The sequence below is a fragment of the Bradyrhizobium sp. USDA 4538 genome, from assembly GCF_024171045.1.
Classification (GTDB): Bacteria; Pseudomonadota; Alphaproteobacteria; order Rhizobiales; family Xanthobacteraceae; genus Bradyrhizobium; species Bradyrhizobium australafricanum.
In genome coordinates this window covers 7,952,190-7,978,346 of record NZ_JALJZE010000001.1, presented here as the reverse complement: position 1 = coordinate 7,978,346, position 26,157 = coordinate 7,952,190, and the positions used below count along the sequence as shown (strand labels likewise).

Below are 26,157 nucleotides of genomic sequence, written 5' to 3'. Positions count from 1 at the left end.
GTCGTATCACTCGGCAAATCATCTGGATTGCGTGCCGGGCTTCTGCCACCAGGTCTCCGGCAGGTAGCCCGTCAACGCCGTGGTCGAAGGCCGTTCTATCCGATTCCAGCGCGCGATCCATTGCTCTCCCAAGTTAAATAGGGGGATAGCGTAGAAGCCCGACATCAGGGCCCGGTCCAGCGCCCGCACCGCCGAGACGAAAGCCGGCCGCTCGCGTGCCGCGAGCAGCGCCGCAATCATGGCGTCGATGGCGGGATCCTTGGCGCCCATGTAATTCCTTGTGCCCGGCACATCGGCGGCCTGGCTGCTCCAGTAGAACCACTGCTCGTTGCCCGGCGACAGCGACTGGTCCCAGCGGATGGGGATCATGTCGAAGTCATAGCCGACCCGGCGCTGCTCGAACTGCACCGCGTCGACCACCCGCACCGCGGCTTCGATGCCGGCCCGCTTCAGGTCACGCTGATAGGCGAGGGCGATCCGCTCATGCTCGCGCGTCGTCACCAGGATCTCGATGCGCAGCGGCGTCCCTGTCGAGCGCTGCTTCAAGACTGTGCCGTCGAGCGCGTAGCCCGCCTCAGCGAGCAGCGCGAGCGCACTGCGCAGGAGGCCGCGGTCGCGCCCCGACCCGTCGGTGACCGGCAGTCGATAGCGGCCGTCGAGGATATCGGGCTGGATGTGCGACAGATATGGCTTGAGCAGCTCGCGCTCGCGATCGTCGGCGGGGCGGCCATAGGCGGACAGATCCGATCCGGCGAAGAAACCGCCGGCCCGCGAAAACAGTCCGAAATAATAGTTGCGGTTGACCCATTCGAAATCGAACAGCATCGCCAGTGCCTGACGCACCCGCAGGTCGGCGAATTTCGGCCGCCGGCTGTTGAAAACCAGGAATTCGGACGGCCGCGGCGTGCCGATCTTGATGGTGTCGCGGATCACCTCGCCGTTGCGCGCCGCCGGGAAGTCATAGCCGTCGTGCCAGCGCAACGGCTCGGTCTCGGTCCGGAAATCATACAGGCCGCGCTTGAAGGCCTCGAACATGCCGTTGGCCTCGCGGTAGTAATCGAGCCTGATCTCGTCGAAGTTCCAGAGGCCGCGGTTGATGGGCAGGTCGCGGCCCCAATAATTGGGATCGCGCGTGAAGGTGACGCTGGCGCCGGGCTTGACCGCCGTCACGCGGTAGGGGCCGGACCCGATCGGCGGGGCCAACGTCGTTTCCTCGAACTTCTCGGGATCGATGGCGTGCCGCGGCAGGATCGGCATCAGGCCGAGGATCAGCGGCAATTCGCGATCCGCCACGCCGCCGAAATCGAACCGGACCGTGAGCGGGTCGAGTGCCTCGGCCTTTGCGACTTTCGAATAATACTGGCGGTGCATCGGACGGCCGTGGTCGCGCAGCAGCGCCAGCGAGAACAGCACGTCGTCGGCCAGCACCGGCTGGCCATCCGAGAAGCGGGCGCGGGGATCGATGTGGAACGTCACGTAGCTTCTGGCGTCGTCGGTCTCGACGCTGCGCGCGAGCAGGCCGTACAGGGTGAACGGCTCGTTATTGCCCCGCGCCATCAGGCTTTCGTAGACATAACCGCGCTCGTAGCCGTACCCCCTGACCTGCTGCACGGGGACGCCCCTGATGATCAGGGGATTAAGGCTGTCGAAGGTGCCGATCACGCCCTGGACCAGGCGGCCGCCCTTGGGAGCGTCGGGATTGGCATAGGGCAAGTGGGTAAAGTCGGGTGGCAGCGCGGGGGCGCCATGCATCGCGATCGCGTGGCTCTCGGCGGCCGCCGCAGGGACCAGCCCGCTCGTCGTGTACCCCAGGACCAGCCAAATGGCGGCCCATGCGGCGCGCCAAGTGTGCCCGGGAACACGTGCGTGAGGCGCCGGATTTGATTCGCGAAACGTCACGTCCGGAGGTTTATCACAGGCCGCTGAAACTCGCCGCGAGATGGTCGCAAATCCGCTTGTCGGCATTGATCTTTCCGCGCGCCGCTGTATTGAAGGCGTGCAATTCGAAGGCGGGAACGCCTGTCACGTATCCGCCTCAATTGACTAGGAGACAGCCGCCCAAACGGCTATGTGTCGGCGCCTGCAGCGGTTTCGGGCTTCCGTTCAGAAAGGGTTTTCCGCAATGAATTTCCGTATCTTGGCCGCCCCGGTCCGGCCGCATGGGCGAATTGTTGCCCTGATGGCGGCGACGGCATTCTCTGCAGCGCTCCTGGTTTCTGCCGCTCGGGCCCAGCAGCCGGCAGCGCCGGCGCCTGCGGCACCGAAGGCTGCGCCCAAGGCGGCACCCAAGGCAGCTCCGAAGGCTCCGGCAGCCCAGGCGCCCGCCCAAGCACCGGCCGCCGGCCAGCCGCCCGCTGCGGCCGCCCAGCCGCCGGCGCAGGATCAGCAGATCCAGCTGATCTACGCCCCCTGGACCAAGTTCTGCCTGAAGGGCCAGGAAGCCAACGCCAAGCAGGTCTGCTTCACCGGCAAGGACGGCCGCATCGAGTCCGGCCAGCCGGTGATCGCCGCCGTGATCATCGAGCCGGAAGGCGAGCCGAAGAAGATCCTGCGCGTCACGCTGCCGCTCGGCATGCAGCTCGTGCACGGCACCCGCATCATCGTCGACGGCAACCCGCCGCAGCAGGCGCCCTATGTGATCTGCTTCCAGAACGGCTGCATGTCCGACTATGAAGCAACGCCCGAGCTGATCGCCAACATGAAGAAGGGCCAGAACCTCGTGGTCCAGGCGATCAATTCCAACGGCGCGCCGCTGACGCTGCCGCTGCCGCTCAACACCGAATTCGCCAAGGCCTATGACGGCCCGCCGACCGATCCGAAGGTGTTCGAGGAAAACTCGAAGAAGCTGCAGGAAGAGTTGCAGAAGCGCGCCGAAGAGCAGCGCAAGAAGCTGGAAGGCGCGGGCGGTGGCTCTGCGCAGGCTCCGGCGCCGGCCAACCCGGCGGCCAAGTAAACACCTCAATCACGCGTTCAAGAAAACGCGAGATCATCGCGATCAAAAGGCGCCCGGAAGGGCGCCTTTTTTGTCATGCGAAACAGACTGGCTGCTGGCAGCCTGCTGCGCTGGTGATTGCGCAGATCGTGTGCGATGGTCGTCGCAGGGTGCTTCGATTGCGTCGCGCGATGAGCGCGCATCGTTGGTGCCTGGTCCGGACCAGTCCGGCGTCGAAGCACAATCATAAATCCGATACGGGAGGCCAGACGAAAGCGCGAACAGCGCCTTCGATGCGCGAATGCGCGCGTGGTTCTTCCGCGAATCCTGGCCGCCGCTCGCAGTCATGGAAGTCGCGCAATGTCCCAGCAAGCCGGCACGCAACGGCGGGAACCGCGCTCCCGGCCTCGGGAGCAGCCGACCGGCGGTGCGTCGGTCGATGCTGGCGTTCGCGTCAGCCAGGACAACGTCCCCGGAACGTTTCATCCCGGCATCGTCCATCTCGCGCTGGCGATGGGCGGCTTCGCGATCGGCATCGCCGAATTCGCGACCATGAGCCTGTTGCCGTTCTTCGCCCACGACATGCACATCAGCGAGCCCCAGGCCGGCCACGCGATCAGCGCCTACGCGCTGGGCGTCGTCGTCGGTGCGCCGGTGATCGCGGTGCTGTCGGCGCGCATGACGCGGCGGACGCTGCTGATCGCGCTGATGGGCTTCTTCGCGCTGATGAACGGCCTTTCGGGGCTGGCGCCCGATTATCACACCATGCTGGCGCTGCGCTTCCTGGCGGGGTTGCCGCACGGCGCCTATTTCGGCATCGCCATGCTGGTCGCGGCTTCGCTGGTCCCGACGGACAGGCGCACGGCGGCTGTCGGCCGCGTGCTGCTGGGGCTCACCATCGCGACGACGGTCGGCGTTCCGCTCGCCAACGGGGTCGGGCAGGCGATCGGCTGGCGCTGGGCCTTCGCGATCGTCGCCGGCCTCGCGCTCTTGACCGCGATCCTGGTGCTGATCTTCGCCCCGCGTGATGCCGCGAGCAGCAATGCGAGCCCGCTGCGCGAACTGTCGGCGCTCGGGCGCAAGCATGTCTGGCTGACGCTGGCGATCGGCGCCATCGGTTTCGGCGGGCTGTTCTCGGTCTACACCTATCTGGCCTCGACCATGCTGGCGGTGACCCAGACCTCGCCGGCGCTGGTGCCGGTCACGCTGTGCGTGTTCGGCGCCGGCCTCACCGCCGGCAACATCATCGTGCCGCGCTTCGCCGACCGCGCGCTGATGGCAACCGCAGGCGGGCTCCTGCTGTGGTCGGCGGCGACGCTCGCGCTCTATCCGCTGGCGGCCGGAAATTTCTGGACGCTGACCGCCGACGTGTTCCTGATCGGGCTGGGCGGAGCGCTCGCCACCGTGTTGCAGACCCGCCTGATGGACGTCGCGGGCGAGGCGCAGAGCCTCGCCGCCGCGCTCAACCACTCCGCCTTCAACGTCGCCAATGCGCTGGGTCCGTGGCTCGGCGGAATGGCGGTTGCAGCCGGCTATGGCTGGACGTCGACCGGCCTCGTCGGCGCGGGGCTGGCGCTGGCGGGCTTTGCCGTCTGGGCAATCGCGGTTGTCTTGGCCAGGCGCGAGGGGGTGTGAGCGTGGCAGCGCGAACGCCGTGGCATTCGCCGGAGCGCCGCCGGACCTCAGTTCAGCGACGGATTGCGCGGACGGTAGCCGCCCGATTTGTCCTTGATGAAGATCTCCGCCACCTGCGAATGCCGGATCGGCTCGCCGGACTCGTCGGGCAAGAGGTTCTGCTCCGAGACATAGGCGACGTACTCGGTCTCCGAGTTTTCCGCGAGCAAATGGTAGAACGGCTGGTCCTTGTGGGGCCGCATGTCCTCGGGGATCGACAGCCACCATTCCTCGGTGTTGTTGAACTCCGGGTCGATATCAAAGATCACGCCCCGGAAGGAGAACACCCGGTGACGGACGATCTGCCCGATCTGAAACTTGGCGGTGCGCGCTTTGATCATGGCTCGTCGATAGACCAACATTGTGGCCGATGCTAGGGGCTAAGGTCCGAATTAACCCGCGCTTTACCGATTCCAGCCCTGCAAAAACGACCCGAAATCCGGCCGAGAAACTACTTTCAGAATGATCGATATCCTCAATCTGGCGTTGCCGTATTTCGGCTTGATCTTCATCGGTTACGCGTGCGGCAAGGCCAAGGGTTTGCCCGAGAGCGGGCTCGCCTGGATGAATTTCTTCCTGCTTTACGTTTCGTTGCCGGCGCTGCTGTTCGGGATCATGTCCAAGACGCCGTTTGCGGAGCTGAACAACCCGCCATTCCTGATCGCCACCACGCTCGGAACCGTGCTCGCATTCTTCCTGGCGATGGTCGCGGGCAAGGTGATCGGCGGGCTCACGCTGCGCGAGGCGACGCTGGCCGGCCTGTCGGGCGCCTATGGCAATATCGGCTATATGGGGCCTGGCCTCGCGCTCGCCGTGCTCGGTGCCAAGGCGGCGGCGCCGACCGCGCTGATCTTCTGCTGCGACAGCATCTTCCTGTTCTCGATCGTGCCGCTGCTGATCGAGCTCACCGACCGCGACCATCCCTCGCTGCTGCACGCACTCGGCGTGGTGCTGCGGCAGATCGTGCAGAACCCGCTGATCATGTCGGCGGTGTTCGGGGCGCTGGTCGCCGCGTTTCACATCCCGATCCCGGTCGCGCTCGATCGCACCATCCAGTTCCTGGAAAACGCCGCCGCGCCGACGGCGCTGTTCGTGCTCGGCATCACGGTGGCCCTGCGGCCGTTCGAGCGGGTGCCGTGGGAGGTCCCGGGCGTGGTCGCGATCAAGCTCTTGATCCATCCGCTGCTGGCGTTCGGCCTGATGCTGCTGTTCGGCCCGTTCGCGCAGCCTTGGGCCGCGACAGCGGTGCTGATGGCTTCGCTGCCGCCGGCGCTCAACGTGTTCGTGATCGCGCGGCAGAACGACACCTGGATCGAGCCGGCGTCGGTCGCGGTGCTGATCGGCACCTTCGCCTCGGTGGTCACGCTGACCAGCGTGATGTGGTTCATCCAGAGCGGACGGCTGGTGTTTCCCTGATCGGCGCGCTTCTTATTTGACGCGATTTCTTAACGCGAACCGGTACCCACTTCGCTCGAAAACGCTTTGCTCACCGCCGCCACGATGGCGCGAGGCCTTCGCGCATCGCGAGGCGCCGCAACGGGCCGAATGCGCCGAGCAGATGCAGGCCGGCAGCGCGCGCCGTCTGCATGCCGAGGAAATCGCTCAGCAGCGATCGGTTGGCGATGTCGATCGCCCAGGTCCGGCTGGCGACATCGGGGCGCCGCGCCGCCTGGTAGCGCGACAGCACATTGGGCGCGCCGGGATCTTCGCCACGACCGATCGCGTGAGCCGTGATCTCGGCGATATCGGCGGCATCGCGCAGTCCCATATTGAGGCCCTGCGCGCCGATCGGCGGCAGCACATGGGCGGATTCCCCGACCAGCGCGATCCGGTCCTTGGCGAATTGCCGCGGCCGCTCGATCGCGAGCGGAAACACGTGACGGCCGCCCTGGACCTCGACGCCGCCGAGGATCGAATGCGATTGTCGCTCGGCGGCGACGGACAATTCGTCGTCCCCGAGTGCCATCAGCCGTTCGGCCTCCTTGGGCGCCGAGACCCAGACCACGCTGCTTCTGACGCCGCTGAGCGGCACGAACACGCAGGGGCCGTGCTCGGTGTGGAACTCGGTCGAGATGTTGTGGTGCGGCCGGGTGTGGGTGACGTTGAAGGTGAGGGCGGACTGCCCGAGCTCGCGGCTTGTCACCTCGATGCCGGCGGCCTCGCGGGACAATGAATTGCGCCCGTCGGCACCGACCACGAGCCGGGCCTGAAGCGACTGGCCCTGCCGCGTCACCACGGTGACCGCTGCATCGTCCGGCCGCACCGAGGCGGCTTCATCGTCGAACCGCGTCAGCGCGGACATTTCACCGGCGCGGTCCTCGAGCGCCGCGACCAGCGAGCGGTTGTCGATGTTGAAGCCGAATTGCTCGCGGCCGATCTCATCGGACGAAAAGCGCACCTCGGGCGCACGGATCAGGCGGCCGGTGTCGTCGACGAGGCGCATGGTCTTGAGCGCCGCCGCTCGGTCGCTGCAGCGCCGCCAGACGTCGAGCCGATCCAGGATATCGGTCGAGGCACCGAGCAGCGCGGTGGTCCGGTTGTCGGCATAGGGCGCGCGGCGCGCCAGCAGCGCAGTCCGCGCACCTGCGTCGTCAAGGGCAATCGCAGCCGTTAATCCGGCCGGACCGCCGCCTATTACGATAACGTCATAATCCAGCGAGCTGTCGGTCATATCAGGACATTTGACATGCTTGGCCCGATTTTCAAGCCATCGGTAACCACCAAGAGTTTCCAACGCTTTGCGGGGCGGAACGCCGCAAGACCGCATATGCAAACCGGTCCGATTCCTGATAGCACTCGGCCGATGGAGCATTCGAGCCAGCCCGATGCGTTGCCAGAACGGATGCGGACCGCCGCATTCACCGTTCATATTTTCACGGCGCTCGGCGCCGGGGTCGCGCTGCTGGCGATGCTGGAGGCGGTGCGCGAGCACTGGGCCAACATGTTCGCCTGGCTCGGGGTCGCGCTCATCATCGACGGGATCGACGGCCCGCTGGCGCGCCGGCTCGACGTGGTGCGGCTGCAGCCGAACTGGTCGGGCGAGGTGCTCGACCTGGTGGTTGATTTCGTCACCTATGTGTTCGTGCCGGCCTATGCGATCACCGCGAGCGGCATGCTGCTGCCGCTGGCGGCGCCGATCCTCGGCATCGGCATCGTGGTCTCCAGCGCGCTGTATTTCGCCGACCGCCGCATGAAGGCCGATGACAACCATTTCCGCGGCTTCCCGGCGCTGTGGAATGCGGCGGCGTTCTACCTGTTCCTGCTGCATCTGCCGCCGGTGCTGTCGACGATCGTGGTCGCGCTCCTGATCGTGCTGACCTTCGCGCCGTTCCACGTGCTGCATCCGCTGCGTGTGGTGCGGCTGCGCTGGCTGACGCTGTGGCTGCTCGGCGCATGGGCGCTGCTCGGCATGTACACGCTCGCCAACGATTTCGTGGTCGGAGCCCCGATCACCTTCGGTCTCTGCGCCATCGCCGTCTACATCATCGGCAGCGATACCGTGATCCGCCGGATGAAAGCCTTCAGAGCATGATGCAATTGATCACCAGCCCGGAAGCCTGGGCGGCGCTGTTGACCCTGACAGCGCTCGAGATCGTGCTCGGCATCGACAACGTGATCTTCCTGTCGGTGATCGTGTCGCGGATTCCGCCGGCGCAGGCCAAGCGCGCGCGGCAGATCGGCCTGCTGCTGGCCCTGGTGTTCCGCATTGTGCTGCTCTTGATCCTGGTCTGGCTGATCGGGCTGACCCAACCGGTGATCACCGTCAGCGACGTCGCGCTGTCGTGGCGCGACATCATCCTGATCGGCGGCGGCCTGTTCCTGATCGCGAAAGCGACCCATGAGATCCACGGCGAGGTCGAGGCGCGCGAGGCGGAAGCCGACGGCAGGCCGAGCGCCAGCGCGTTCTTCTGGGTGATCGTGCAGATCATCATCATCGACCTGGTGTTCTCGCTGGATTCGATCATCACCGCGATCGGCATGGCGCAGGACATCGAGATCATGATCGCGGCGGTCGTGATCGCCTGCGTCATCATGTACATCTCGTCGGGACCGGTGGCGCGGTTTGTCGCCGAGCATCCGACCACCAAGATGCTGGCGCTGGCCTTCCTGGTGCTGATCGGCGTGGCGCTGGTGGCCGATGGCTTCAAATTCCACATCCCGCGCGGCTACATCTATTTCGCGATTGCCTTCTCGGCCGCGGTCGAGGCGTTCAACGTCATGGCCAAGCGCAACCGCAGGAAGCCGGCGCGCTGATGGGCATGATCTCCGCGCAAACGCTGCGCGTTTGTCGCGAGGGAAAGCCGGTTCGCACTTTTCCGGATCGTGCCGTAGCCGGTTCCGGCCCGCTTGGTTGACAAGCCGGCCGCGATGGCATTCGCTCGCTTGACGCTGATATCTGAGGGGAGCGACGACATGACCAAGGCTGTGCGCGTGCACCAGGTGGGGGGCCCGGAAGTCCTGACCTATGAGGACGTCGAGGTGGGTGCGCCGGGGACGGGCGAGGTCCGGATCCGCCAGCATGCGGTCGGTCTGAACTTCATCGACGTCTATTTCCGCACCGGCCTCTACAAGGCGCCCGGCCTGCCGTTCATTGCCGGCAATGAGGCTGCCGGCGAGGTGTTGGCCGTGGGTCCGGGCGTGACCAATTTCCACCCCGGCGATCGCGTCGCCTACTACTACAATCTCGGCGGCTACGCGTCCGAGCGCGTCATCCCGGCCGACAAGCTCGTCAAGCTGCCCGACCATATCACCTACGAGCAGGGCGCCGTGCTGATGCTGAAGGGCCTCACGGTCTGGTATCTCCTGCACAAGACCTTCAAGGTCGAGCACGGCCATCGTGTGCTGATCCACGCCGCGGCGGGCGGCATCGGGCTGCTCGCCTGCCAATGGGCGCGGGCGCTCGGCGCGCATGTCATCGGTACCGTCGGCTCGAAGGCGAAGGCCGATCTCGCGCTCGCCAATGGCTGCGATCACGTCATCCTCTACAACGAGGAGAACTTCGTCGAACGCGTCAAGCAGATCAGCCGCGGCGAGCTCTGTGACGTCGTCTACGACGGCGTCGGCAAGACCACGTTCCCGGGATCGCTGTCCTGCCTCAGGCCGCGCGGTCTGTTCGTCTCCTTCGGCAACGCATCGGGTCCGGTGCCGCCGTTCCCGCTCGCCGAGCTCAACAACCACGGTTCGCTGTTCGCGACGCGGCCCAAGCTCAACGACTATGTCGGCACCCGCAAGGAATTGCTCGAAGGCGCCGACACGCTGTTCGCCGCCGTGATCAACGGCAAGCTGCACGTGCCGATCAACCACGCCTATGCGCTGAAGGATGTGGCCAAGGCACATATCGATCTGGAGAGCCGGGCGACGACGGGCGCGGCGATCTTGCGGCCGTAATTTCAGCCGTCATTGCGAGCGAAGCGAAGCAATCCACCTCTCCGCCCGGGAAGATGGATTGCTTCGTCGCTTCGCTCCTCGCAATGACGAGCGGGGAGGATCCTACGCCACCCGCCGCGCAGCGCCGACCTTGGTCAGCACCGTATCCAGGCAGTCGATGACAAGGGAAATCTCCTCCCGCGTCACGTTCAGCGCCGGCATGAAGCGCAGCGTGTCCGGCTGCGGCGAGTTGATCAGCACGCCGGCCGCGAACGCCTCGGCAACCACGGCGGCACCGATCGGCATCTTCAGGTCGAGCGCCAGCAGGAGGCCGCGCCCCCTGATCTCGCCGAGACCGTGCCGCGACGACAGCCGCTGCAATTCGCGCTCGAGCAAAAGGCCGGCATCGACAACCGATTTCAGGAAATCGGGCTTTGCGATCTGATCGAGCACGACAAGCCCCGCGGCGCACATCAGTGGATTGCCGTTGAAGGTGCCGCCCTGATCGCCGTGATCGAAGCACGAGGCATGCTCGGTCGCGAGCAGGGCCGCGAGCGGCACGCCGCCGCCGATGCCCTTGCCGAGCGTCATGATGTCGGGCTCGATCCCGGCGTGCTGATAGCCGAACAGCTTTCCGGTCCGGCCGATGCCGGTCTGGATCTCGTCGACAATGAGCAGCAGGCCGCGCTGCTGGGTCAGCGCCCGCAACTCCTGCAAAAACTCATCCGTCGCGGACCAGACGCCGGCCTCGCCCTGGATCGGCTCCAGCATGACCGCGACCGTCGACGACGAGATCAGCTTTCGCACCGACTCGATGTCGTTCAGCCTGGCCTTGCGGAAGCCCTGGACCTTCGGCTCGAACAGCGGCTCGAACGCTTTCTTGCCCGAGGCCGACATGGTCGCGAGCGTGCGGCCGTGGAAGCCGCCTTCGAAGGTGATGATCTCGTGGGCACCATTCTTGTACTTGGCGCCGAATTTCCGCGCGAGCTTGATCGCGCCTTCATTGGCCTCCGCGCCTGAGTTCGCAAAGAACACCTGGTCGAAGCAGCTGTTGTCGACCAGCAACTTTGCCAGTTTCAGGCTTTGCTCGTTGTAGAACGCCGGGCTTGGCGTCAGCAGCCGTCTCGCCTGCGCGGCCAGCGCGTCGGCCACGATGATCGGCGAGTGGCCGAGGGGATTCACGGCCCAGCCCTGCACGAAGTCGAGATAGCGGTTGCGGTTGCTGTCCCACAAATACGAGCCGGCGCCGCGCACGAACACGACCTCGGGGCGAGCGGTGATGTCCATCAGCGCATCGAACGGATGGGTGGCGTTGGTCATGTCGATCTCCTCTGGGGTCGGTGTGGGGATTAAGGGCAGGCCGAAAAGCAAGAAGGCCGCGCTTTGCGGGCGCGGCCTTCTCGAAAACCTTGACTGATTTATCAATCAGCGATGGCGTCGGACACGGCGCAGCCCAGCATCGTCGCGGGTGCGACGACGGTTGATGGCGCGGCGGTGGGTCCGGTTCAGCTTCATGGCGGAGGGCCATACAGCCGAACGCCGGAACATGTCAAGCGTCAGAATCCGGCGACGCTGCCGTGGAGGTCGTATTGGTCGGAGCGCTCGATCTTGGCGGTGACGATCTCGCCGACCTTCAGCGGGCGGCGGCTGGTGAGGTAGACGGCGCCGTCGATCTCGGGCGCATCGGCCTTTGACCGGCCCTTGGCCACCGTGGGGCCAACCTCATCGATGATGACCTGCTGGCGGGTGCCGACCTTGCGCTTCAGGCGCCGGGCAGAAATCTTCTGCTGCCGCGCCATCAGCGCATTCCAACGCTCCTGCTTGATCTCGTCGGGCACGGCATTGGCAATCGCGTTCGACGCGGCACCGGCAACCGGCTCGTATTTGAAGCAGCCGAGGCGATCGATTTCCGCTTCATCGAGCCAGTCGAGCAGATAGGCGAAATCGGAATCGGTCTCGCCGGGGAAACCGACGATGAAGGTCGAGCGCAGCGTCAGCTCGGGGCACGCTTCACGCCATTTCTGGATGCGAGCCAGCGTCTTCTCCTGCGCAGCCGGGCGCTTCATCGCGCGCAGCACGTCGGGGCTCGCATGCTGGAACGGGATGTCGAGATAGGGCAGCACCTTGCCCTCGGTCATCAGGCCGATGACCTCGTCGACATGCGGGTAGGGGTAGACATATTGCAGCCGCACCCAGGCGCCGAACTCACCGAGCTCCTTGGCGAGATCGAAGAATTTTGCGCGGACACCGCGGTCCTGCCACGGGCTCTCGGCGTATTTCAGGTCGACGCCATAGGCCGAGGTGTCCTGCGAGATGACGAGCAATTCCTTGACGCCGGCCTTCACCAGCTTCTCGGCCTCGCGCAGCACGTCATTGGCCGGCCGCGACACCAGATCGCCGCGCAGCTTCGGGATGATGCAGAAGCTGCAGCGGTTGTTGCAGCCTTCGGAAATCTTCAGATACGCGTAGTGCCGCGGCGTCAGCTTGACGCCCTGCGGCGGTACCAGGTCGATATGCGGGTTGTGAGCCGGCGGCAGCGCGCGGTGCACGGCATCCAGCACGCTCTCATATTGCTGCGGCCCCGTGATCGAGAGCACGCCGGGATAGGCGCTCTCGATCTGCTCCGGCTCGGCGCCCATGCAGCCGGTGACGATGACCTTGCCGTTCTCGGCCATCGCCTCGCCGATTGCGGCGAGCGATTCCTGCTTGGCGCTGTCGAGGAAGCCGCAGGTGTTGACGATGACGATGTCGGCGCCGTCATGCTTGCGCGCCAGCTCATAGCCTTCCGCGCGCAGCCGGGTGATGATGCGCTCGGAATCGACCAGCGCCTTGGGGCAGCCCAAGGACACAAAGCTCACTTTCGGCGCGGCGGCCTCTTGCATATCTCTGATCTGCCTGATGAATGGGCAGGAGCTAGTCCCAATTGCCGAGAATTACAACCCTTTCCCGGGGCTTCCGGCATGATATGGATGCATCTGCCGGGCCTTAAGAGTTGTCGATGAGCGCTGAATCGTCTCCCAAGATCGTCATAGTCGACGAGAGCCCGATCCGAGCGGCCATCCTGGAGGAGGGACTGCGGGAGGCCGGGTATACGGACGTCGTGCATATCAGCGAGATGCAGAGCCTGCTCTCGCGAATCTATGCGCTCGACCCCGAGATCATCGTCATCGACCTCGAGAACCCCAGCCGCGACGTGCTGGAACAAATGTTCCAGGTCAGCCGTGCGGTCCGCCGGCCGATCGCGATGTTCGTCGACCAGAGCGACGCCGCCTCGATCCAGGCCTCGGTCGAGGCGGGCGTCTCCGCCTACATCGTCGACGGTCTCAAGAAGGAGCGGATGAAGCCGATCCTCGATCTGTGCGTCTCCCGCTTCAATGCCTTCGCCAAGCTGCAGGACGAGCTCGACCGCACCAAGCACGCGCTGGAGGAGCGCAAGGTGATCGACCGCGCCAAGGGCATTCTGATGAAGGTGAAGGGGCTGACCGAGGAGGAGGCCTACGTGCTGATGCGCTCGACCGCGATGCGCGAGAAAAAGAAGATCGGAGAGATCGCGCAATCGATCCTGACGGCGTCGGAGCTCCTGAAATGACCACACCATTGCGCATCGGGTTCATTCCGCTGGTCGACGCTGCCGCGCTGATCGTTGCCGTCGACACGGGATTCGCGGCGGCCGAAGGCCTCGACGTCACGCTGGTGCGGGAAGTGTCGTGGTCGAACGTCCGCGACAAGCTCAATATCGGCCTGTTCGACGCCGCTCATCTGTTGGCGCCGGTGGCGATCGCTTCGAGCCTCGGGCTCGGTCACGTCAAGGTGCCGATCGCGGCGCCCTTCAACCTCGGGCTCAACGGCAATGCCATCACGGTATCGCCAGCGCTGCACGCCGCGCTGATGGGAGAGATCGACGGCGACCGCTTCGATCCGATGGCAACCGCACAGGCGCTCGCCCGCGTGGTGGCCAAGCGGCGCAAGAGCGGGGCGGAGCCGCTGACCTTCGGCATGACCTTTCCGTTCTCGACCCACAATTACCAGTTGCGGTTCTGGATGGCCGCCGGCGGCGTCGATCCCGATGAGGACGTCCAGCTCGTGGTGCTGCCGCCGCCCTACATGGTCGACAGCCTCGCCAACGGCCATGTCGACGCGTTCTGCGTCGGCGCGCCCTGGAATTCGATCGCGGTCGATCTCGGCATCGGCCACATCCTGCACTTCGTCTCCGACATCCTGCTCAGCGCGGTGGAAAAGGTGCTGGCAATGCGGCAGAGCTGGTCGGAGAAGCATCCCGACATCGTGGCGGCGCTGGTGCGTGCGCATCTGCGCGCCGTGGAGTTCATCGAGCGGCCCGAGAACCGGTCCGAGGTCGCGCGCATCCTGGCGCAGCCCGAGCGGATCGGAGTCGATGCCAGCGTCATCCAGCGCACGCTCGATGGCCACCTGAAGATCTCGCCCGACGGCACCATGCGCGAGAGCAATCGCTATTTGCTGGTCGGGCGCGAGGCGGCGGCGCGGCCTGATCCGGGGCAGGCGGCCTGGCTCTATGCGCAGATGGTTCGCTGGGGCCAGGCGCCATACCGGCCGGAAGCGCTGAAGACCGCCATGGCCGTGTTCAGGCCCGATCTCTACGACGCGGCATCGGGTCGCCCGGCCGGCGCCTCCAGCGCCATCGGGGCGTTCGCCGGCCCGCCGTTCGACCCGCGCGACGTTCCGGGCCATCTGGCGGCGTTCAAGATCGGGCGCTGGAAGGCCTGAGCGCGCCGCAGCGGCCGCTTCCGGCGGCACGTGCACGACCGGTGCGTCGTGTTGCTGGGACAGGGATGAGCAACAGGCGCGGGCGCGGTAGCGCCTCAGCTATCGACCTCCGGCTACTTTGCATGGGGTTGTTTTCGAGATTTTGGGTTGTTGCAGGACTGGCGCGGGTTCCCGACGCCTCGAATTGCGGCGAATAGGATTCTCGGCCGAGCGCGCGAAAAGGAATATTCCTCTCGGAACCGTGTTCCCGAAGGCGGCGGCATCGCTATTTTTACCGCCCGCTTGAATCCGGACGCGAACGATATTCCATATGCCCGAGAATGGGGCGTTGGAGATCGACCATGCGCGAGCTATCGGCGGAAGCCCGCCTGCACCTTTACGCGCGAAACATTTCACGGAAGTCCGGGACCGGAATTCACACCGCGGCGCTGTACAGTGCCTTTGCGGTGATCGCGGCCATCGTGTTCGGCACGCTGTCCGTCCACCCGTTCTGAGCCCTTCAGAACATTCAAAAGCCGCCGTCTGATGTCATCAGGCGGCGGCTTTGTGTTGGCTGGATGCTGACGGCTCAGTAGCCGTAGCCGCGACCATATCCGTAGCCGTAGCCGCCACCGCAGGTGTTGCAGGTCGGCTGAACCGGCGCGTAGTAGGAATAGCCCGGCGAGACCATCTGGGTGCGCTCTTGGGTGGCGTATTGCGGCGGGATGCGCTCATAGGCGACGCCTTCGGGCGCGACCATCACCGTCCTCGGCACCATCACGGTACGATACTGTGCCGGCGTGCGATGCGCGACGACGCGGCCCGGCGCCACCATGACGGTCTCCTGCACAGTGCGATACTGCGGCGGCACGCTCTGCACCTGATAGCAGGTCGTGCACGGCTGGGGCGGCGGCGTATAGCAGCTGTAGCAGCCGGCGGATGCCGCGCTGGTGAAGGCGGCGGTGGCAACCGCGGCAATGGTGAGAGAGAGGCTGGTGCGGAACATGCTTTCGTACCCAATTTCCTAAGAGGACAATCAAAGGCTCGGAAGCTGCACCTAACAATCAAACGGCAAGTTTGGGTTTAAGAAGACTCTTAACGGAATCTAAAAGGGCCGGCGCGGCGGCCGGCCCTTTTTTTGATCAATGCAATCGCGGCTTAGTATGCGGTCTTGAACGGCGCAACGGTGATGCCCGCCTGCTTCAGCGCCTCGCGCAGGCCGCGCGCGATTTCGACGGCACCACGCGTGTCGCCATGGATGCAGACGGTATCGGTCTGCATCTTGATCACCTTGCCGGTGACCGAGACGACCGCGCCGTCCTGCACCATCCGCACCACACGATCCGCAATCGCCTTGGGATCGTGCAGCACCGCGCCGGGCTTCTTGCGCGACACCAGGTTGCCGTCGTCCTCATAGGCGCGGTCGGCGAACACCTCATGCGCCATCCGCAGATTCGCCGCTTCACCTGCGCGCACCAGCTTCGAGTTGGCGAGCACCACGAAGATGAGATTGGGATCGACTGCCTTGATCGCATTGGCGATCGCTCGTGCCGTCATGTCGTCCTCGCAAGCGACGTTGGAAATCGCGCCATGCGCCTTCACATGGGTGACCTTGTGGCCAGCCGCGGTCGCGATCGCCTGCAAAGCGCCGATCTGATAGGCGATCAGGTTCTCGATCTCCGAGGACGTCAGTCCCGGCATCGGGCGGCGGCCAAAGCCGTGCAGGTCGCGATAGCCGGGATGGGCGCCGACGCTGACGCCGCGCGCCTTCGCCAGCTCGACCGTCTTGCGCATGATGTCGGCGTCGCCGGCATGAAAGCCGCAGGCGACGTTGACCGAGGTCGCAAGCTCGATCATCGCGACATCATTGCCCATTTCCCAGGGGCCAAAGCTTTCGCCGAGATCGCAATTGAGGTCGATAGTTGAAGTCATGACGATCGATCCGTCTGTTGTTGTACAGATTCAGGGTAGCGCAACTTGCCAGGTCGACACATCGACGGCGTTGACGGCCTGACCCGCGACATTCGCATCCCGCAGCGCTTCGATGTTGAGACCAAAATCCTCAATGCCGCGGAGGCGGTCGGGCAGGGAACGCAGCAGCTCGTGGAACTTGATCGCCTCGGCCTGCGCTTCCGCCATCGTCACCGCCTTGAAGCGGAACGGCCGGCCGGCCGAGATCTGCGCGAAGCGGCCGAAATCGGCCGTGATCACGGTTGCGATCTTCGGGTAGCCGCCGCTGGTACCGCGGTCCGGCATCAGCACGATCGGCTGGCCGTTGCCGGGCACCTGGATGCTGCCGTTCACGGTGCCGTCGGAGACGATGTTGTGACCGTCGAGATGCTTGATGACGGGACCTTCGAGGCGATAGCCCATGCGGTCGCTGGTCGCCGAGATCTTCCACTCGCTGTCGACCAACAGCTTCTTGTGGTCCTCGGCGAACTCGTCGTCCTGCGGGCCGAACACGATGCGGATCGGTGCATCGGTCGCGGCCGGCAATTCGATGCGGCGCTCGGGCGCGCCGCTTGCAGCCTGCGTCGTCAACTCGTCGCCGCTTTGCAGCGGCCGCGGGTAGGGGCTGCCGAGCCCGGCGCGGGCGTTGACGGCGAGGCTGCCGAACATCGGCTCGCCTTCGATGCCGTGCTCGATCGCGAGATAGCTGAACGAGCCGCCGCGCGCGAAGCCGAGAGTGAGCGTCTCACCTTCGGCAAGCGTCGCCGAGCTGTCGAACGCGACCGGCCGGCCGCCGATATCCGCATTGCGCGACGCGCCGGCGAGGGCGACGCGCACCGCGCCCCCGCGCGCGGTGAAGCTGGCGCCGAACGGGCCGATCTCGACCGCGGCGGCGAACAGGTCATTGCCGACCAGCGTGTTGGCGGCCGCCAGCGAAAGCCGGTCCATCGCGCCGCTCGGCACGAGACCGTAACGCTGCGAGCCCGGACGACCAGCATCCTGCACCGAGCTTGCCGGGCCGATCGAGGTGACGACGAGCTTGCTCATGGCGTCACCAGTTCAGCGACGAACTCGCCGGCCTCGGCGGCGCGGTCGTGCTCGGCAAAGGTCTTGGCGTCGATCGCGGTGAAGGTGATGGCGTCGCCCGGCTCCAGCAGGAAGGTCGGATCGCGATGCAATTGGTAGGTTCGCACCGGGGTGCGGCCGAGCAGGTGCCAGCCGCTCGGGCCGGCCAGGCACTGCACGCCGGTCTGGATGCCACCGATCGAAATGGTGCCGGCCGGGGTCAGTAGCCGCGGATCCTTGCGCCGCGGCATGTGCAGGAACTTCTCCAGTCCGCTGAGATAGGACCAGCCTGGCGTGAAGCCGATCATGGCGACCCGATAGTCGCCGGCGACGTGGCGTGCCACGATCTGGTCGGGCGTGGTTTTGAGCGCCTTCGCGACGTCCTCGAGATCGATGCCATGCTCGCCGCCATAGGTCACGGGAATCCGCCAGCGCCGCGTTCCGGTCTCGGTCGGCGGCGCCTTGGCGGCGCGTGCCAGCAGCTGCTCGCCCAGCCCATCGAAAGTGATCTGCACGGGGTCGTAATGCACCAGCAGCGACCGGTAGGTCGGCACGGTCTCGGTGATGCCGGCGATCGGCTCGGCGGATATCACGCGGTCGAGCGCCAGCACCCGCCGGTTGGCGGCGTCGTCGATGGTGCGGCTGAATTCCACCGTGATGGCGCTGTCGCCACTCGGCAAAAGGCGGGGAGGACTTAAGGGTTCGGCCATTGGGTCAAGCGCTGTCGTCAGCCATCAAGCTAGCGTGTTTCGAGATAAAACGGAATTCGCTTCGTGCAAAATGATGCAGCAACTTCAATAAATTAATCGGCATGCCGGCGATAAATCTGGATGATCGCAGCTTTTTCGCGCAGCCCTTGACGCAAGGCCTTTGCCCGGCAACATGCGCCGGTCTTTTCCTCCCATCGGAGCAAGCTTTCCAGATGTCACTGTCCGCCGAAGCGATCGCGACGCTGTCGCACGTGTCCACCGCCACCATCACCACCGTCCTGCTCAAGAAGGGCCTGCGCAACATCTGGATGCGCGGCACCAAGCCCTTGAAGCCCGGGCAGAAGCGGCTGGTCGGACCGGCCTTCACGCTGCGTTTCGTGCCGGCCCGTGAGGATCTGGCGACGCCGGAATCCTGGTCGTCGCCGATCTCGACCCGCACCGCGATCGAGGCGATGCCGGCGGGCTGCATTGCCGTGGTCGATGCCATGGGCATCACCGATGCCGGCATTTTCGGCGACATCCTCTGCGCCCGCATGGTCAAGCGCGGGGTGACGGCGCTGATCACCGACGGCGTGGTGCGCGACGTCGAGGGCGTGCTCGGCACCGGCCTGCCGGTGTGGTGCGACGGCTACGCGGCTCCGCCGTCAGTTGCAGGTCTGACCTTCGTCGGCTGGGGCGAACCGATCGGCTGCGGCGGCGTTGCCGTATTCCCGAATGACGTGGTGGTGGCCGACCAGGACGGCGCGGTGCTGATCCCGCAGGCGTTCCTCAATCACGTGCTGGCCGAGGGGCCGGAGCAGGAACGGATGGAAGCCTGGATCGTCAACGAGGTGAACAATGGCGCCCAGCTGCCCGGCCTGTATCCGATGAATGCCGAGACCAAGGCACGCTACGCCGCCACCAAGAAATAACGTCAAGAAAGGGAGGTAACCCCATGGACATCCACGTTTCCGGCTCGCGGCCGACCCGCCGCGCGCCGAAGGAGAATTTTACCGGCACGGTGCTGCAGGACCCGATCAACATGGCGCCTGCGCCGGCGCGGCTGAACGCCTCGCGCGTGTCGTTCGAGCCCGGCGCACGCACCGCCTGGCACACCCATCCGCTCGGGCAGACGCTGTATGTGATCTCCGGCATCGGGCGCGTGCAGGCCAAGGGCGGCCCGATCAGGGAGATTCGTCCCGGCGATGTTGTCTGGATTCCGCCGAACGAGAAGCACTGGCACGGCGCCTCGCCGGACAACAGCATGACCCATATCGCCATGCAGGAGGCGCTCGATGGCGTCTATTCGACCTGGATGGAGCACGTCACCGACGAGGAATACAACGGCAAGGTCGGCTGAGCAGCCGTAGCAGTTCGCAAGATGAAAGCCCCGCTATCAGGCGGGGCTTTTGATTTTATGAGACTGTAGCCCGGATGGAGCGAAGCGCAATCCGGGGCGGTCTCTCCCATGGTGAAAATCCCGGATTACGCTTCGCTCCATCCGGGCTACGATTTGCAGGCAATCAATTCACCCGCGTCCATGTCTGGCCGCCGCAGAACATGCCGCCGAACGCACAGCCCTGGACGCGCAGCGTGTCCGGGCTCTTCATCGCGATGTTGGAATCGTAGGTGCTGCCGCTGTTCGGATCGAAGATGCGGCCGCTCCATTTGTCCTTGCCCGGCTTCATGTTGATCAGCACCTGTTCGCCGTTGGCGTTCGATTTCTTGTCGACGGCGTAGCCACAGAGATTGGCGCCGCATTGCTCGATGCGGATTTTGCCTTCCTTCTCTTCGGTGAGCCAGACGCCGAGCGGCGAGTTCGCTGCTTGCACGGGATTGGCGAGCGGCTTGGGCACCGGAGCGCTCGGCGAGGCGGCGCCAACCGTTGGAGCGGTGGTGTGCTTTGCAGCCGGCGCAGTTTGCTGGACGGCTGGCGCCGCGGGCGGCGGCGGTGTGGTCGCGGCTGTAGCTGAAGGCGGCGTGGCCGCAACGCCCGTGCTGGGCGGCTCTGCCGTTGCGGCAGGCGCCGGCGCGACGGCGGCCTGATCGACGGCTGGCGGAGCGGGCGGAGCAGCCGCAGCTGGCGCGCTGGGCGGCGCGGCCTGGGAATTCGTCTTAGCGTCCGTCTTAATGTCCGACTTGGCGTCCGTGTTGGCTTCCTTCGGAGCCTTGCGCTTCTGCTCGGTGTCGTCGCTCTTGGCGCGTTTGGTGCGGCGGGGAGTATTGTCGTAGACGCCGGGGATCGAAACCGTGCCGCGATCGGGATCGATGCGAATAGTGCGGCCGCCGTAATCGAATGTGTACTGCGCCTGCGCTGCGGCCGTGCTTGCCAGCACGAGCGTGGCGATCGCCAGAAGCTTTCTCATCTCGACCTCCGGTGCAGGGAGCCTCGTTCGCAAGGCTATCCGGTGACCACCCCGTTGAACGTGTCCCAGATCACGGTCAGAACATGAGTCGTATCCTCGCGGTCTAGGTTCAAATCGCTGGATTGCGGTCTGATTTCAGGCCGTGCGCTTCAAATTTTGAGCGTGGCGCGGGCTATTCGAACCACGTGGCGTAGATCTTCGCGTAGCTGCCATCTTCGCGCGCGATGTGAAGCCATTGGTCGACGAACGCTTTCAAGGCGACGTCGCGCTGCATCCAATAGGCCTTTTCCGCGAAGTCGAACGGCTTGTCGGGATGCACGGCGCACAGCACGCCGGGATGCAGCTTCTGCTGATAGCGCGTCTCGGATGCATCGGTCATCATCAGGTCGGCGTCGCCCTTGGCGATCTCGTCGAAGATCTTGGTGTTGTCGTTGAAGACGCGGATCTCGGCGGTTTTCACGTGGGCGCGCGCGAAGCGCTCGTTGGTGCCGCCGGGATTGACGATGACTCGGGTGCCGGGTTTGTCGATCTCGGCGATCGTCTCAAACTTGCCCTTGTCGGCGCAGCGCGCGATCGGCGTCTTGCCTTCGCGCATGATCGGCGTCGAGAACAGACCCTTCTTCTGCCGATCGAAGGTGATGGAGACGCCGCCCATCGCGATGTCGAAATCGTCGGCCTCGAAATCCTTGGTCATCTGCGGCCACGATGTCGGCACGAACTCGACCTTGACGCCGAGCGCCTTGCCGAGCGACTGCGCCATGTCGACATCGAAGCCGCGGAAGGCCTTGGTCTCGTTGTCGAGATAGGTGAAGGGCAAATAGTCGCCGGTCATGCCGACGCGCAGGATGCCGCGCTTGACGATCTCATCGAGCCGGGACGGCGCCTGCTGCGCGTGCGCGGCGGACAGGAGCAAAGCGAGAGCGAGGCCGGCCACCGCGCGAAACATCGAGGTCTTCTCCATCCGCATTTGATTGCGATGCCCGAAGGGCACGTATCGCGTCTCAGGCCTCGTTGCTGTCCTTGCTCGCCTGAACGACGCTCGCAGTGCGGCTGAGCATTTCGTGCTTGAAATGCTCGAAGCGCCGCCGCGCTTGGGCCTCGCGATCGTCGACGAATTTGATCGCGGCATCCCTATCCATCGGGCCGTTGACGAGTGGGGTCGATGCCTCGCCGACGGTCTCGTCGACATAATATTGGGCGCCGTCCTGGCGCACCGTCCAGCGGAAGCGCAGCGCGGCCATCGGACCTGGGCCGGACTTGGAATAACCATTGGCCTCGATCGGTTGGGGCGGCGGCTGCATCGGCTCCGGCTCCGCTTCCGGCTGGCTCGGCTCCGGTTCGGTTGGCTCCGGTTCACCTGCTTCAGCTTTACTTGCCTCGGGCTGTTCGACCGGCTCTGGCTCCTCGATCGAAGGTGGCTCGGCAGGCGCGGCCTCGACGGACACGGCCGCGATGGACTCGACCTGGATGGACGGCGGCAAAGGCGGCGGCATTGCTATCGAGGCCGGCGGCTCCGCGGCGGGCCCAACTGGCTTGTCCGCTGTCTTGTCGGTTGGTTTGGAGGTCTCGGGAGGTGTGGTCGTCTGGTCGAGAATGCTCGCGATTGCGGCCAGCGCATTGTCGGTCGGGTCATTCACGGTTTGGTCTCCCAGGCTGACGGCGCGCGGAATCGTGCCGACGCCCTCCCTATCTACCTGATCTGACTATCCTTTGTCAGCCCCGGTGGTTCTGGCGCGCAGTCGTGACGCGAAGCGGATCCACTTCGCTTGAAAGCGTCGCTAGGCACAAACCGGCGGACGCCGGTCCTTCCAGGGGCGGACCTGTTCGAGCTGGCCGGCCAGGCGGAACAGTAGTCCTTCCTCGCCGAGCTTGGCCGCGAACATCATGCCGAGCGGCAGACCGGCCTTGTTCCAGGCCAGCGGCACCGACATTGCCGGCTGTCCGGACATGTTGAACATCGAGGTGCCCGGCATGTAGCGGCGCAGCACCGGCGCGATGTGACCGAGGTCCTCGGACATCGTGTTCAGTTCGCCGAGGCGGAGCGGCGGCGCGCACAGCGTCGGGCTGAGGAAGATGTCGCAACCTTCGAAGAAGGTCGCAAGCGCGCGCGAGATCTGGAACGCTGCAAGCTGCGCGGCGACGTAGTCGGCCGGGTTCATCTTGGTCGCATTCTGGGCGCTGGCGAGCGTCAGCCGCTCGACATCGTCCGACGTCAGGGTGCGCCCGACGCGCTGCTCGAGCAGACGGATCGTCAGCGCCGTGTTGCCGCCGACGATGGTCGTCATGACCGCGGCGGGATCGGCCGCCAGCGGCGGCGCACGCTCCTCGACATGATGGCCGAGCCCCGCCAGCAGCTTGGCTACGTCGCGGACCGCCGCGGCGATCTCGGGATCGATGGCATCGCCGTAGGGCGACTTGTCGGTGAAGCTGATGCGCAAATGGCCGGGATCGCGGCCGACTTCCTGCGAGAACGGTCGCTCCGGCGGCGGCGCGACATAGAGGCTCGATGGCTCCGGGCCGTGGATCGCATCCATCATCACCGCGCTGTCCCGAACGCTGATGCTGAGCACATGGCCGACCGAGAAGCCGCCCCAGCCTTCGCCGCGATCGGGCCCGCAGGGGCTGCGGGCACGCGTCGGCTTCATGCCGAACACCCCGGAGGCGGAGGCGGGGATCCGGATCGACCCGCCGCCGTCGCTGGCATGCGCGACGGGCAGGATGCGGGCCGCGACCGCAGCCCCAGCGCCGCCGGACGAGCCGCCGGAGGACTGGTCGAGATTCCAGGGATTGCGGGTCGGGCCGAACAGACGGGATTCCGTCGTCGGCATCAGTCCGAATTCCGGGCTCGAGCTCTTGCCGAAGATCGCAAGCCCGGCGTCGAGGAAGCGCTGGGCCAGCGTGCCGTTGTGGTCGGCGACGAAGTCCTTCAGCAGGCTGGCACCCGACGTGGTGCGTGTGCCCTCGAGCAGATCGAGGTCCTTCAGCAGGAACGGCACGCCGGTGAAGGGACCGTCAGGCAGCCCTCTGGCGATCTGGCGCTCGGCATAGTCGTAATGCTTGACGACGACGGCGTTGATCTTGGGATCGACGGCGGCGGTACGCGCGATCGCCTCGTCGAGCAGCTCCTGCGGCGTCACGTCCTTGTTGCGGACGAGTTCGGCGAGACCGACCGCATCGTAGTTGCCGAATTCCTTGAAGGCCATGTGGGTACTCCGCATCGCCGGGCCGATCCTTCGGATCGGCCGCGGCGCAAACGAGGAAGGCTGAAAGCTCAGCCGAGGACGTCCTGGTTGATCACGTTCTGGCGCAGCGGATTGCCATCCAGCACGCTCAGGATATTGCGTGCGGTCTGCTCGCTCATGCGATCGACGGCCTCGACCGTGACGCCGGCCACATGCGGCGCCATGATCACGTTGGGCAAAGCGTGCAGGGGCTGGCCGACCGGCGGCGGTTCGACCTCGAACACGTCGAGGCCGGCGCCGGCGAGCTTGCCCGACACCAGCGCGTCGTGCAGCGCCTTCTCGTCGACGATGCCGCCGCGGGCGGTGTTGATGAGATAGGCGGTCGGCTTCATCAGCCTGATCCGCGCGGCGTTGAACAGCCCGACGGTTTCGGGATTCTTCGGGCAATGGATCGTGACGAAGTCCGCCCGCGGCAGCGCCGCTTCGAGGTTCGACACGGCCTCGCAGCCGGCAGCCGTGATCTCGCTGGCGGGCTTGTAGGGATCGTAGACCAGCACGTTCATTTCCATGGCGAGGCAGCGCTTGGCGGCGCGGGTGCCGATGCGGCCGAAGCCAACGATCAGGACGGTCTTGCCGTAGAGATCGAACGGCAGCACGCCGAGCCGGCTCGCCCAGGTGCCGTCCTTGACCATCGTGTGCATTTCCTGCGCGCGCTTGGCCAGCGTCAGCATCATGAACACAGCTTGTTCGGCGACCGACGGCGAGTTCGCGGTGCCTGCGACCATCAGCGGCACCTTGCGGCGCGACAGCGCCGGAACGTCGACGGCGTCATAGCCGACACCGATCCGGGTCACCACCATCATGCCCTTGGACGCCTCCAGCTCCGCCTCGCCGAAGCGGGTTGCGCCGAGCGCCACGCCATGGACCGGCGCATGCTGCTCGAGCATGGTCTGAAAGTCCTTGGCGGAGATCAGGTTGGGAAATTCGATGAGTTCTACGTCGTCCCGCTCGTTGAGGAGCACCCGCGCCCCCGGTGACAAAGTCTGGGTGACGAAAATCTTCTTCTTGTTGGTGGCCATTTCCTGCCCTTGAGGTTTCTTGTGCGCCGTCAAAGGACGACGCCGGTCACCTCGTTTAGCAAATGCATATTGTTGAGGTCCACAGCCAATCGGAGCGGGCTGCCATCCTGCGCACCGGCATTGGGATTGACCCGGCCGCAGACCTGGGTGCCCTCGAGCGTGAAATAGACCAGGGTCTCCATCCCCATCGGCTCGGTGACGTCGAGCATCGCGTCGAACGGCTCGATGCCCGGTTCGGCATGCGGCCGCGCCTCCATGACGTGCTCGGGCCGGATGCCCAGCAACAGCTTGTCGGTGCGGGGGAGAGCCTGGTAGCGGGCGGCGCGTGCCGGCGGCAGCGCGAAGGCGAGGCGATCGGTCAGCCGCACGTTGAGCTTGCCGCCGGTGTCCTCGAGCCGACAGGGCACGAAATTCATCGCGGGCGAGCCGATGAAGCTTGCGACGAACCGGGTCGCCGGCTTGTGGTAGAGCTCGTTGGGCGTGCCGATCTGCTCGATCCTGCCGTGGTTCATCACTACCACGCGGTCGGCGAGCGTCATCGCCTCGACCTGGTCGTGGGTGACGTAGACGGTCGTGGTGCGGACCTTCTGATGCACCTTCTTGATCTCGATCCGCATCTGCACGCGCAGCTTGGCGTCGAGGTTGGACAGCGGCTCGTCGAACAGGAACACCTTCGGATTGCGCACGATCGCCCGTCCCATCGCGACGCGCTGGCGCTGGCCGCCGGAGAGCTGCTTCGGCTTGCGGTCGATCAGGTCGGTGATGTCGAGCATGCGGGCGGCCTCGGTGACCCGGCTCTTGATCTCGGCCTTGGGATAGTGCTTCAGCCGCAGGCCGAACGACATGTTCTCGGCAACGGTCATATGCGGATAGAGCGCATAGTTCTGGAACACCATCGCGATGTCGCGGTCCTTCGGCGGCACGTCGTTGACGACGTCGCCGCCGATCATGATGTCGCCGTCGGAAATGTCCTCGAGGCCGGCGATCATCCGCAGCGTCGTCGACTTGCCGCAGCCGCTCGGCCCGACCAGCACCACGAACTCATGGTCGGCGATATCAAGGTCGATGCCGCGCACCGCCTCGACCTCATCGTAACGCTTCACAACCTTCCGCAAGCTGACATCAGCCATA

Annotated in this window: 26 protein-coding genes; 11 read left to right on the top strand and 15 right to left on the bottom strand. The window is 65.5% G+C overall.

All coding sequences use genetic code 11. From position 1 onward, the window contains the following. Positions 1–18 precede the first annotated feature (18 nt). Positions 19–1,752, bottom strand: a complete 1,734-nt coding sequence (locus J2R78_RS36725; RefSeq protein WP_253608648.1) for an extracellular solute-binding protein — start codon at positions 1,750–1,752, stop codon at positions 19–21. A 370-nt stretch (positions 1,753–2,122) separates the two neighbouring features. On the opposite strand from J2R78_RS36725, the gene J2R78_RS36720 reads away from it, so the two are divergent. Both J2R78_RS36720 and J2R78_RS36715 read left to right on the top strand, forming a co-directional pair. Beyond that, on the top strand, positions 2,123–2,953 hold the full coding sequence (locus J2R78_RS36720; RefSeq protein ID WP_253608647.1) for an invasion associated locus B family protein: 831 nt from the start codon (positions 2,123–2,125) through the stop codon (positions 2,951–2,953). Between the two features lie 339 nt (positions 2,954–3,292). Next, on the top strand, positions 3,293–4,567 hold the full coding sequence (locus J2R78_RS36715; protein WP_253608646.1) for an MFS transporter: 1,275 nt from the start codon (positions 3,293–3,295) through the stop codon (positions 4,565–4,567). Between the two features lie 47 nt (positions 4,568–4,614). Here the strand turns inward: J2R78_RS36715 and hspQ are convergent, their stop codons facing one another. Further along, a complete protein-coding gene (gene hspQ, locus J2R78_RS36710) occupies positions 4,615–4,947 on the bottom strand; it encodes a heat shock protein HspQ (protein ID WP_021081543.1) in 333 nt (110 codons plus the stop codon). A 121-nt stretch (positions 4,948–5,068) separates the two neighbouring features. Here hspQ and J2R78_RS36705 point away from each other — a divergent pair, with 121 nt between their 5' ends. Then, entirely contained in the window at positions 5,069–6,022 is a 954-nt protein-coding gene (locus tag J2R78_RS36705; protein WP_016845765.1) for an AEC family transporter, read from the top strand. A gap of 70 nt (positions 6,023–6,092) precedes the next feature. On the opposite strand, the gene J2R78_RS36700 is transcribed toward J2R78_RS36705, so the two are convergent. Continuing rightward, positions 6,093–7,277 (bottom strand): UbiH/UbiF family hydroxylase, encoded by a 1,185-nt coding sequence (locus tag J2R78_RS36700; RefSeq protein WP_253608645.1) that lies wholly within the window; start codon positions 7,275–7,277, stop codon positions 6,093–6,095. 132 nt (positions 7,278–7,409) lie between these two features. Between J2R78_RS36700 and pcsA the strand changes: the two genes are divergently transcribed. The 3 genes from pcsA (at position 7,410) to J2R78_RS36685 (ending at position 9,994) form a co-directional block, all read left to right on the top strand. After that, positions 7,410–8,138, top strand: coding sequence for a phosphatidylcholine synthase (pcsA, locus tag J2R78_RS36695; protein ID WP_057018701.1), 729 nt, complete (start codon positions 7,410–7,412; stop codon positions 8,136–8,138). Beyond that, positions 8,135–8,860, top strand: a complete 726-nt coding sequence (locus tag J2R78_RS36690) for a TerC family protein (RefSeq protein WP_253608644.1) — start codon at positions 8,135–8,137, stop codon at positions 8,858–8,860. The genes pcsA and J2R78_RS36690 overlap by 4 nt, the downstream gene beginning before the upstream one ends. A gap of 159 nt (positions 8,861–9,019) precedes the next feature. Further along, complete coding sequence (locus tag J2R78_RS36685; RefSeq protein ID WP_092084833.1) at positions 9,020–9,994, top strand: quinone oxidoreductase; 975 nt, start codon at positions 9,020–9,022, stop codon at positions 9,992–9,994. A gap of 102 nt (positions 9,995–10,096) precedes the next feature. On the opposite strand, the gene J2R78_RS36680 is transcribed toward J2R78_RS36685, so the two are convergent. Next, the gene (locus J2R78_RS36680) at positions 10,097–11,293 is read right to left on the bottom strand and encodes an acetylornithine transaminase (protein ID WP_253608643.1); all 1,197 of its coding nucleotides are present in this window, start codon (positions 11,291–11,293) and stop codon (positions 10,097–10,099) included. 236 nt (positions 11,294–11,529) lie between these two features. Continuing rightward, complete coding sequence (gene rimO / locus J2R78_RS36675; RefSeq protein ID WP_253608642.1) at positions 11,530–12,855, bottom strand: 30S ribosomal protein S12 methylthiotransferase RimO; 1,326 nt, start codon at positions 12,853–12,855, stop codon at positions 11,530–11,532. 116 nt (positions 12,856–12,971) lie between these two features. On the opposite strand from rimO, the gene J2R78_RS36670 reads away from it, so the two are divergent. The 3 genes from J2R78_RS36670 to J2R78_RS36660 all read left to right on the top strand — a co-directional run bounded on the left by J2R78_RS36670 (position 12,972) and on the right by J2R78_RS36660 (position 15,210). Then, positions 12,972–13,562 (top strand): ANTAR domain-containing response regulator, encoded by a 591-nt coding sequence (locus J2R78_RS36670; protein ID WP_028332037.1) that lies wholly within the window; start codon positions 12,972–12,974, stop codon positions 13,560–13,562. Beyond that, a complete protein-coding gene (locus J2R78_RS36665; protein WP_253608641.1) occupies positions 13,559–14,716 on the top strand; it encodes a CmpA/NrtA family ABC transporter substrate-binding protein in 1,158 nt (385 codons plus the stop codon). Before J2R78_RS36670 ends, J2R78_RS36665 begins: the two co-directional genes overlap by 4 nt. Positions 14,717–15,057: 341 nt before the next feature. Continuing rightward, on the top strand, positions 15,058–15,210 hold the full coding sequence (locus tag J2R78_RS36660) for a hypothetical protein (protein WP_016844408.1): 153 nt from the start codon (positions 15,058–15,060) through the stop codon (positions 15,208–15,210). A 74-nt stretch (positions 15,211–15,284) separates the two neighbouring features. On the opposite strand, the gene J2R78_RS36655 is transcribed toward J2R78_RS36660, so the two are convergent. The 4 genes from J2R78_RS36655 to pxpB form a co-directional block, all read right to left on the bottom strand. After that, positions 15,285–15,701, bottom strand: a complete 417-nt coding sequence (locus J2R78_RS36655; RefSeq protein ID WP_253608640.1) for a hypothetical protein — start codon at positions 15,699–15,701, stop codon at positions 15,285–15,287. A gap of 152 nt (positions 15,702–15,853) precedes the next feature. Then, on the bottom strand, positions 15,854–16,627 hold the full coding sequence (locus tag J2R78_RS36650; RefSeq protein ID WP_253608639.1) for a LamB/YcsF family protein: 774 nt from the start codon (positions 16,625–16,627) through the stop codon (positions 15,854–15,856). 30 nt (positions 16,628–16,657) lie between these two features. Beyond that, positions 16,658–17,692: a biotin-dependent carboxyltransferase family protein gene (locus tag J2R78_RS36645; RefSeq protein ID WP_253608638.1), complete on the bottom strand. Its 1,035-nt coding sequence runs from the start codon at positions 17,690–17,692 to the stop codon at positions 16,658–16,660. After that, entirely contained in the window at positions 17,689–18,420 is a 732-nt protein-coding gene (pxpB, locus tag J2R78_RS36640) for a 5-oxoprolinase subunit PxpB (RefSeq protein ID WP_253608637.1), read from the bottom strand. Before pxpB ends, J2R78_RS36645 begins: the two co-directional genes overlap by 4 nt. A gap of 212 nt (positions 18,421–18,632) precedes the next feature. Here pxpB and J2R78_RS36635 point away from each other — a divergent pair, with 212 nt between their 5' ends. Both J2R78_RS36635 and J2R78_RS36630 read left to right on the top strand, forming a co-directional pair. Continuing rightward, a complete protein-coding gene (locus tag J2R78_RS36635) occupies positions 18,633–19,331 on the top strand; it encodes a ribonuclease activity regulator RraA (RefSeq protein ID WP_253608636.1) in 699 nt (232 codons plus the stop codon). Between the two features lie 23 nt (positions 19,332–19,354). Next, a complete protein-coding gene (locus tag J2R78_RS36630) occupies positions 19,355–19,759 on the top strand; it encodes a cupin domain-containing protein (protein ID WP_016847553.1) in 405 nt (134 codons plus the stop codon). A 163-nt stretch (positions 19,760–19,922) separates the two neighbouring features. On the opposite strand, the gene J2R78_RS36625 is transcribed toward J2R78_RS36630, so the two are convergent. The 6 genes from J2R78_RS36625 to J2R78_RS36600 all read right to left on the bottom strand — a co-directional run bounded on the left by J2R78_RS36625 (position 19,923) and on the right by J2R78_RS36600 (position 26,156). After that, complete coding sequence (locus J2R78_RS36625) at positions 19,923–20,765, bottom strand: DUF2147 domain-containing protein (RefSeq protein WP_253608635.1); 843 nt, start codon at positions 20,763–20,765, stop codon at positions 19,923–19,925. Between the two features lie 172 nt (positions 20,766–20,937). Continuing rightward, a complete protein-coding gene (locus J2R78_RS36620; protein ID WP_253608634.1) occupies positions 20,938–21,711 on the bottom strand; it encodes a transporter substrate-binding domain-containing protein in 774 nt (257 codons plus the stop codon). 55 nt (positions 21,712–21,766) lie between these two features. Then, on the bottom strand, positions 21,767–22,402 hold the full coding sequence (locus J2R78_RS36615; protein ID WP_253608633.1) for a hypothetical protein: 636 nt from the start codon (positions 22,400–22,402) through the stop codon (positions 21,767–21,769). 141 nt (positions 22,403–22,543) lie between these two features. Beyond that, positions 22,544–23,968 carry an amidase gene (locus tag J2R78_RS36610; protein ID WP_253608632.1) on the bottom strand — a complete coding sequence of 475 codons (1,425 nt, stop codon included), beginning with the start codon at positions 23,966–23,968 and terminating at the stop codon, positions 22,544–22,546. Positions 23,969–24,036: 68 nt separating this feature from the next. Continuing rightward, positions 24,037–25,026 (bottom strand): hydroxyacid dehydrogenase, encoded by a 990-nt coding sequence (locus tag J2R78_RS36605; protein ID WP_253608631.1) that lies wholly within the window; start codon positions 25,024–25,026, stop codon positions 24,037–24,039. Between the two features lie 29 nt (positions 25,027–25,055). Next, a complete protein-coding gene (locus tag J2R78_RS36600; RefSeq protein WP_253608630.1) occupies positions 25,056–26,156 on the bottom strand; it encodes an ABC transporter ATP-binding protein in 1,101 nt (366 codons plus the stop codon). Position 26,157 lies beyond the last annotated feature (1 nt).

Bases quoted from the DNA above. Each gene is read 5' to 3' on its own strand.
- J2R78_RS36610 (WP_253608632.1), bottom strand. From the start codon at position 23,968: ATGGCCTTCAAGGAATTCGGCAACTACGATGCGGTCGGTCTCGCCGAA.
- J2R78_RS36605 (WP_253608631.1), bottom strand. From the start codon at position 25,026: ATGGCCACCAACAAGAAGAAGATTTTCGTCACCCAGACTTTGTCACCG.
- J2R78_RS36725 (WP_253608648.1), bottom strand. From the start codon at position 1,752: ATGCATGGCGCCCCCGCGCTGCCACCCGACTTTACCCACTTGCCCTAT.
- J2R78_RS36625 (WP_253608635.1), bottom strand. From the start codon at position 20,765: ATGAGAAAGCTTCTGGCGATCGCCACGCTCGTGCTGGCAAGCACGGCC.
- J2R78_RS36630 (WP_016847553.1), top strand. From the start codon at position 19,355: ATGGACATCCACGTTTCCGGCTCGCGGCCGACCCGCCGCGCGCCGAAG.
- pxpB (WP_253608637.1), bottom strand. From the start codon at position 18,420: ATGGCCGAACCCTTAAGTCCTCCCCGCCTTTTGCCGAGTGGCGACAGC.
- J2R78_RS36685 (WP_092084833.1), top strand. From the start codon at position 9,020: ATGACCAAGGCTGTGCGCGTGCACCAGGTGGGGGGCCCGGAAGTCCTG.
- J2R78_RS36690 (WP_253608644.1), top strand. From the start codon at position 8,135: ATGATGCAATTGATCACCAGCCCGGAAGCCTGGGCGGCGCTGTTGACC.
- J2R78_RS36705 (WP_016845765.1), top strand. From the start codon at position 5,069: ATGATCGATATCCTCAATCTGGCGTTGCCGTATTTCGGCTTGATCTTC.
- J2R78_RS36700 (WP_253608645.1), bottom strand. From the start codon at position 7,277: ATGACCGACAGCTCGCTGGATTATGACGTTATCGTAATAGGCGGCGGT.
- rimO (WP_253608642.1), bottom strand. From the start codon at position 12,855: ATGCAAGAGGCCGCCGCGCCGAAAGTGAGCTTTGTGTCCTTGGGCTGC.
- J2R78_RS36620 (WP_253608634.1), bottom strand. From the start codon at position 21,711: ATGTTTCGCGCGGTGGCCGGCCTCGCTCTCGCTTTGCTCCTGTCCGCC.
- hspQ (WP_021081543.1), bottom strand. From the start codon at position 4,947: ATGATCAAAGCGCGCACCGCCAAGTTTCAGATCGGGCAGATCGTCCGT.
- J2R78_RS36645 (WP_253608638.1), bottom strand. From the start codon at position 17,692: ATGAGCAAGCTCGTCGTCACCTCGATCGGCCCGGCAAGCTCGGTGCAG.
- pcsA (WP_057018701.1), top strand. From the start codon at position 7,410: ATGGAGCATTCGAGCCAGCCCGATGCGTTGCCAGAACGGATGCGGACC.
- J2R78_RS36635 (WP_253608636.1), top strand. From the start codon at position 18,633: ATGTCACTGTCCGCCGAAGCGATCGCGACGCTGTCGCACGTGTCCACC.
- J2R78_RS36655 (WP_253608640.1), bottom strand. From the start codon at position 15,701: ATGTTCCGCACCAGCCTCTCTCTCACCATTGCCGCGGTTGCCACCGCC.
- J2R78_RS36665 (WP_253608641.1), top strand. From the start codon at position 13,559: ATGACCACACCATTGCGCATCGGGTTCATTCCGCTGGTCGACGCTGCC.
- J2R78_RS36670 (WP_028332037.1), top strand. From the start codon at position 12,972: ATGAGCGCTGAATCGTCTCCCAAGATCGTCATAGTCGACGAGAGCCCG.
- J2R78_RS36600 (WP_253608630.1), bottom strand. From the start codon at position 26,156: ATGGCTGATGTCAGCTTGCGGAAGGTTGTGAAGCGTTACGATGAGGTC.
- J2R78_RS36660 (WP_016844408.1), top strand. From the start codon at position 15,058: ATGCGCGAGCTATCGGCGGAAGCCCGCCTGCACCTTTACGCGCGAAAC.
- J2R78_RS36650 (WP_253608639.1), bottom strand. From the start codon at position 16,627: ATGACTTCAACTATCGACCTCAATTGCGATCTCGGCGAAAGCTTTGGC.
- J2R78_RS36680 (WP_253608643.1), bottom strand. From the start codon at position 11,293: ATGACCAACGCCACCCATCCGTTCGATGCGCTGATGGACATCACCGCT.
- J2R78_RS36715 (WP_253608646.1), top strand. From the start codon at position 3,293: ATGTCCCAGCAAGCCGGCACGCAACGGCGGGAACCGCGCTCCCGGCCT.
- J2R78_RS36720 (WP_253608647.1), top strand. From the start codon at position 2,123: ATGAATTTCCGTATCTTGGCCGCCCCGGTCCGGCCGCATGGGCGAATT.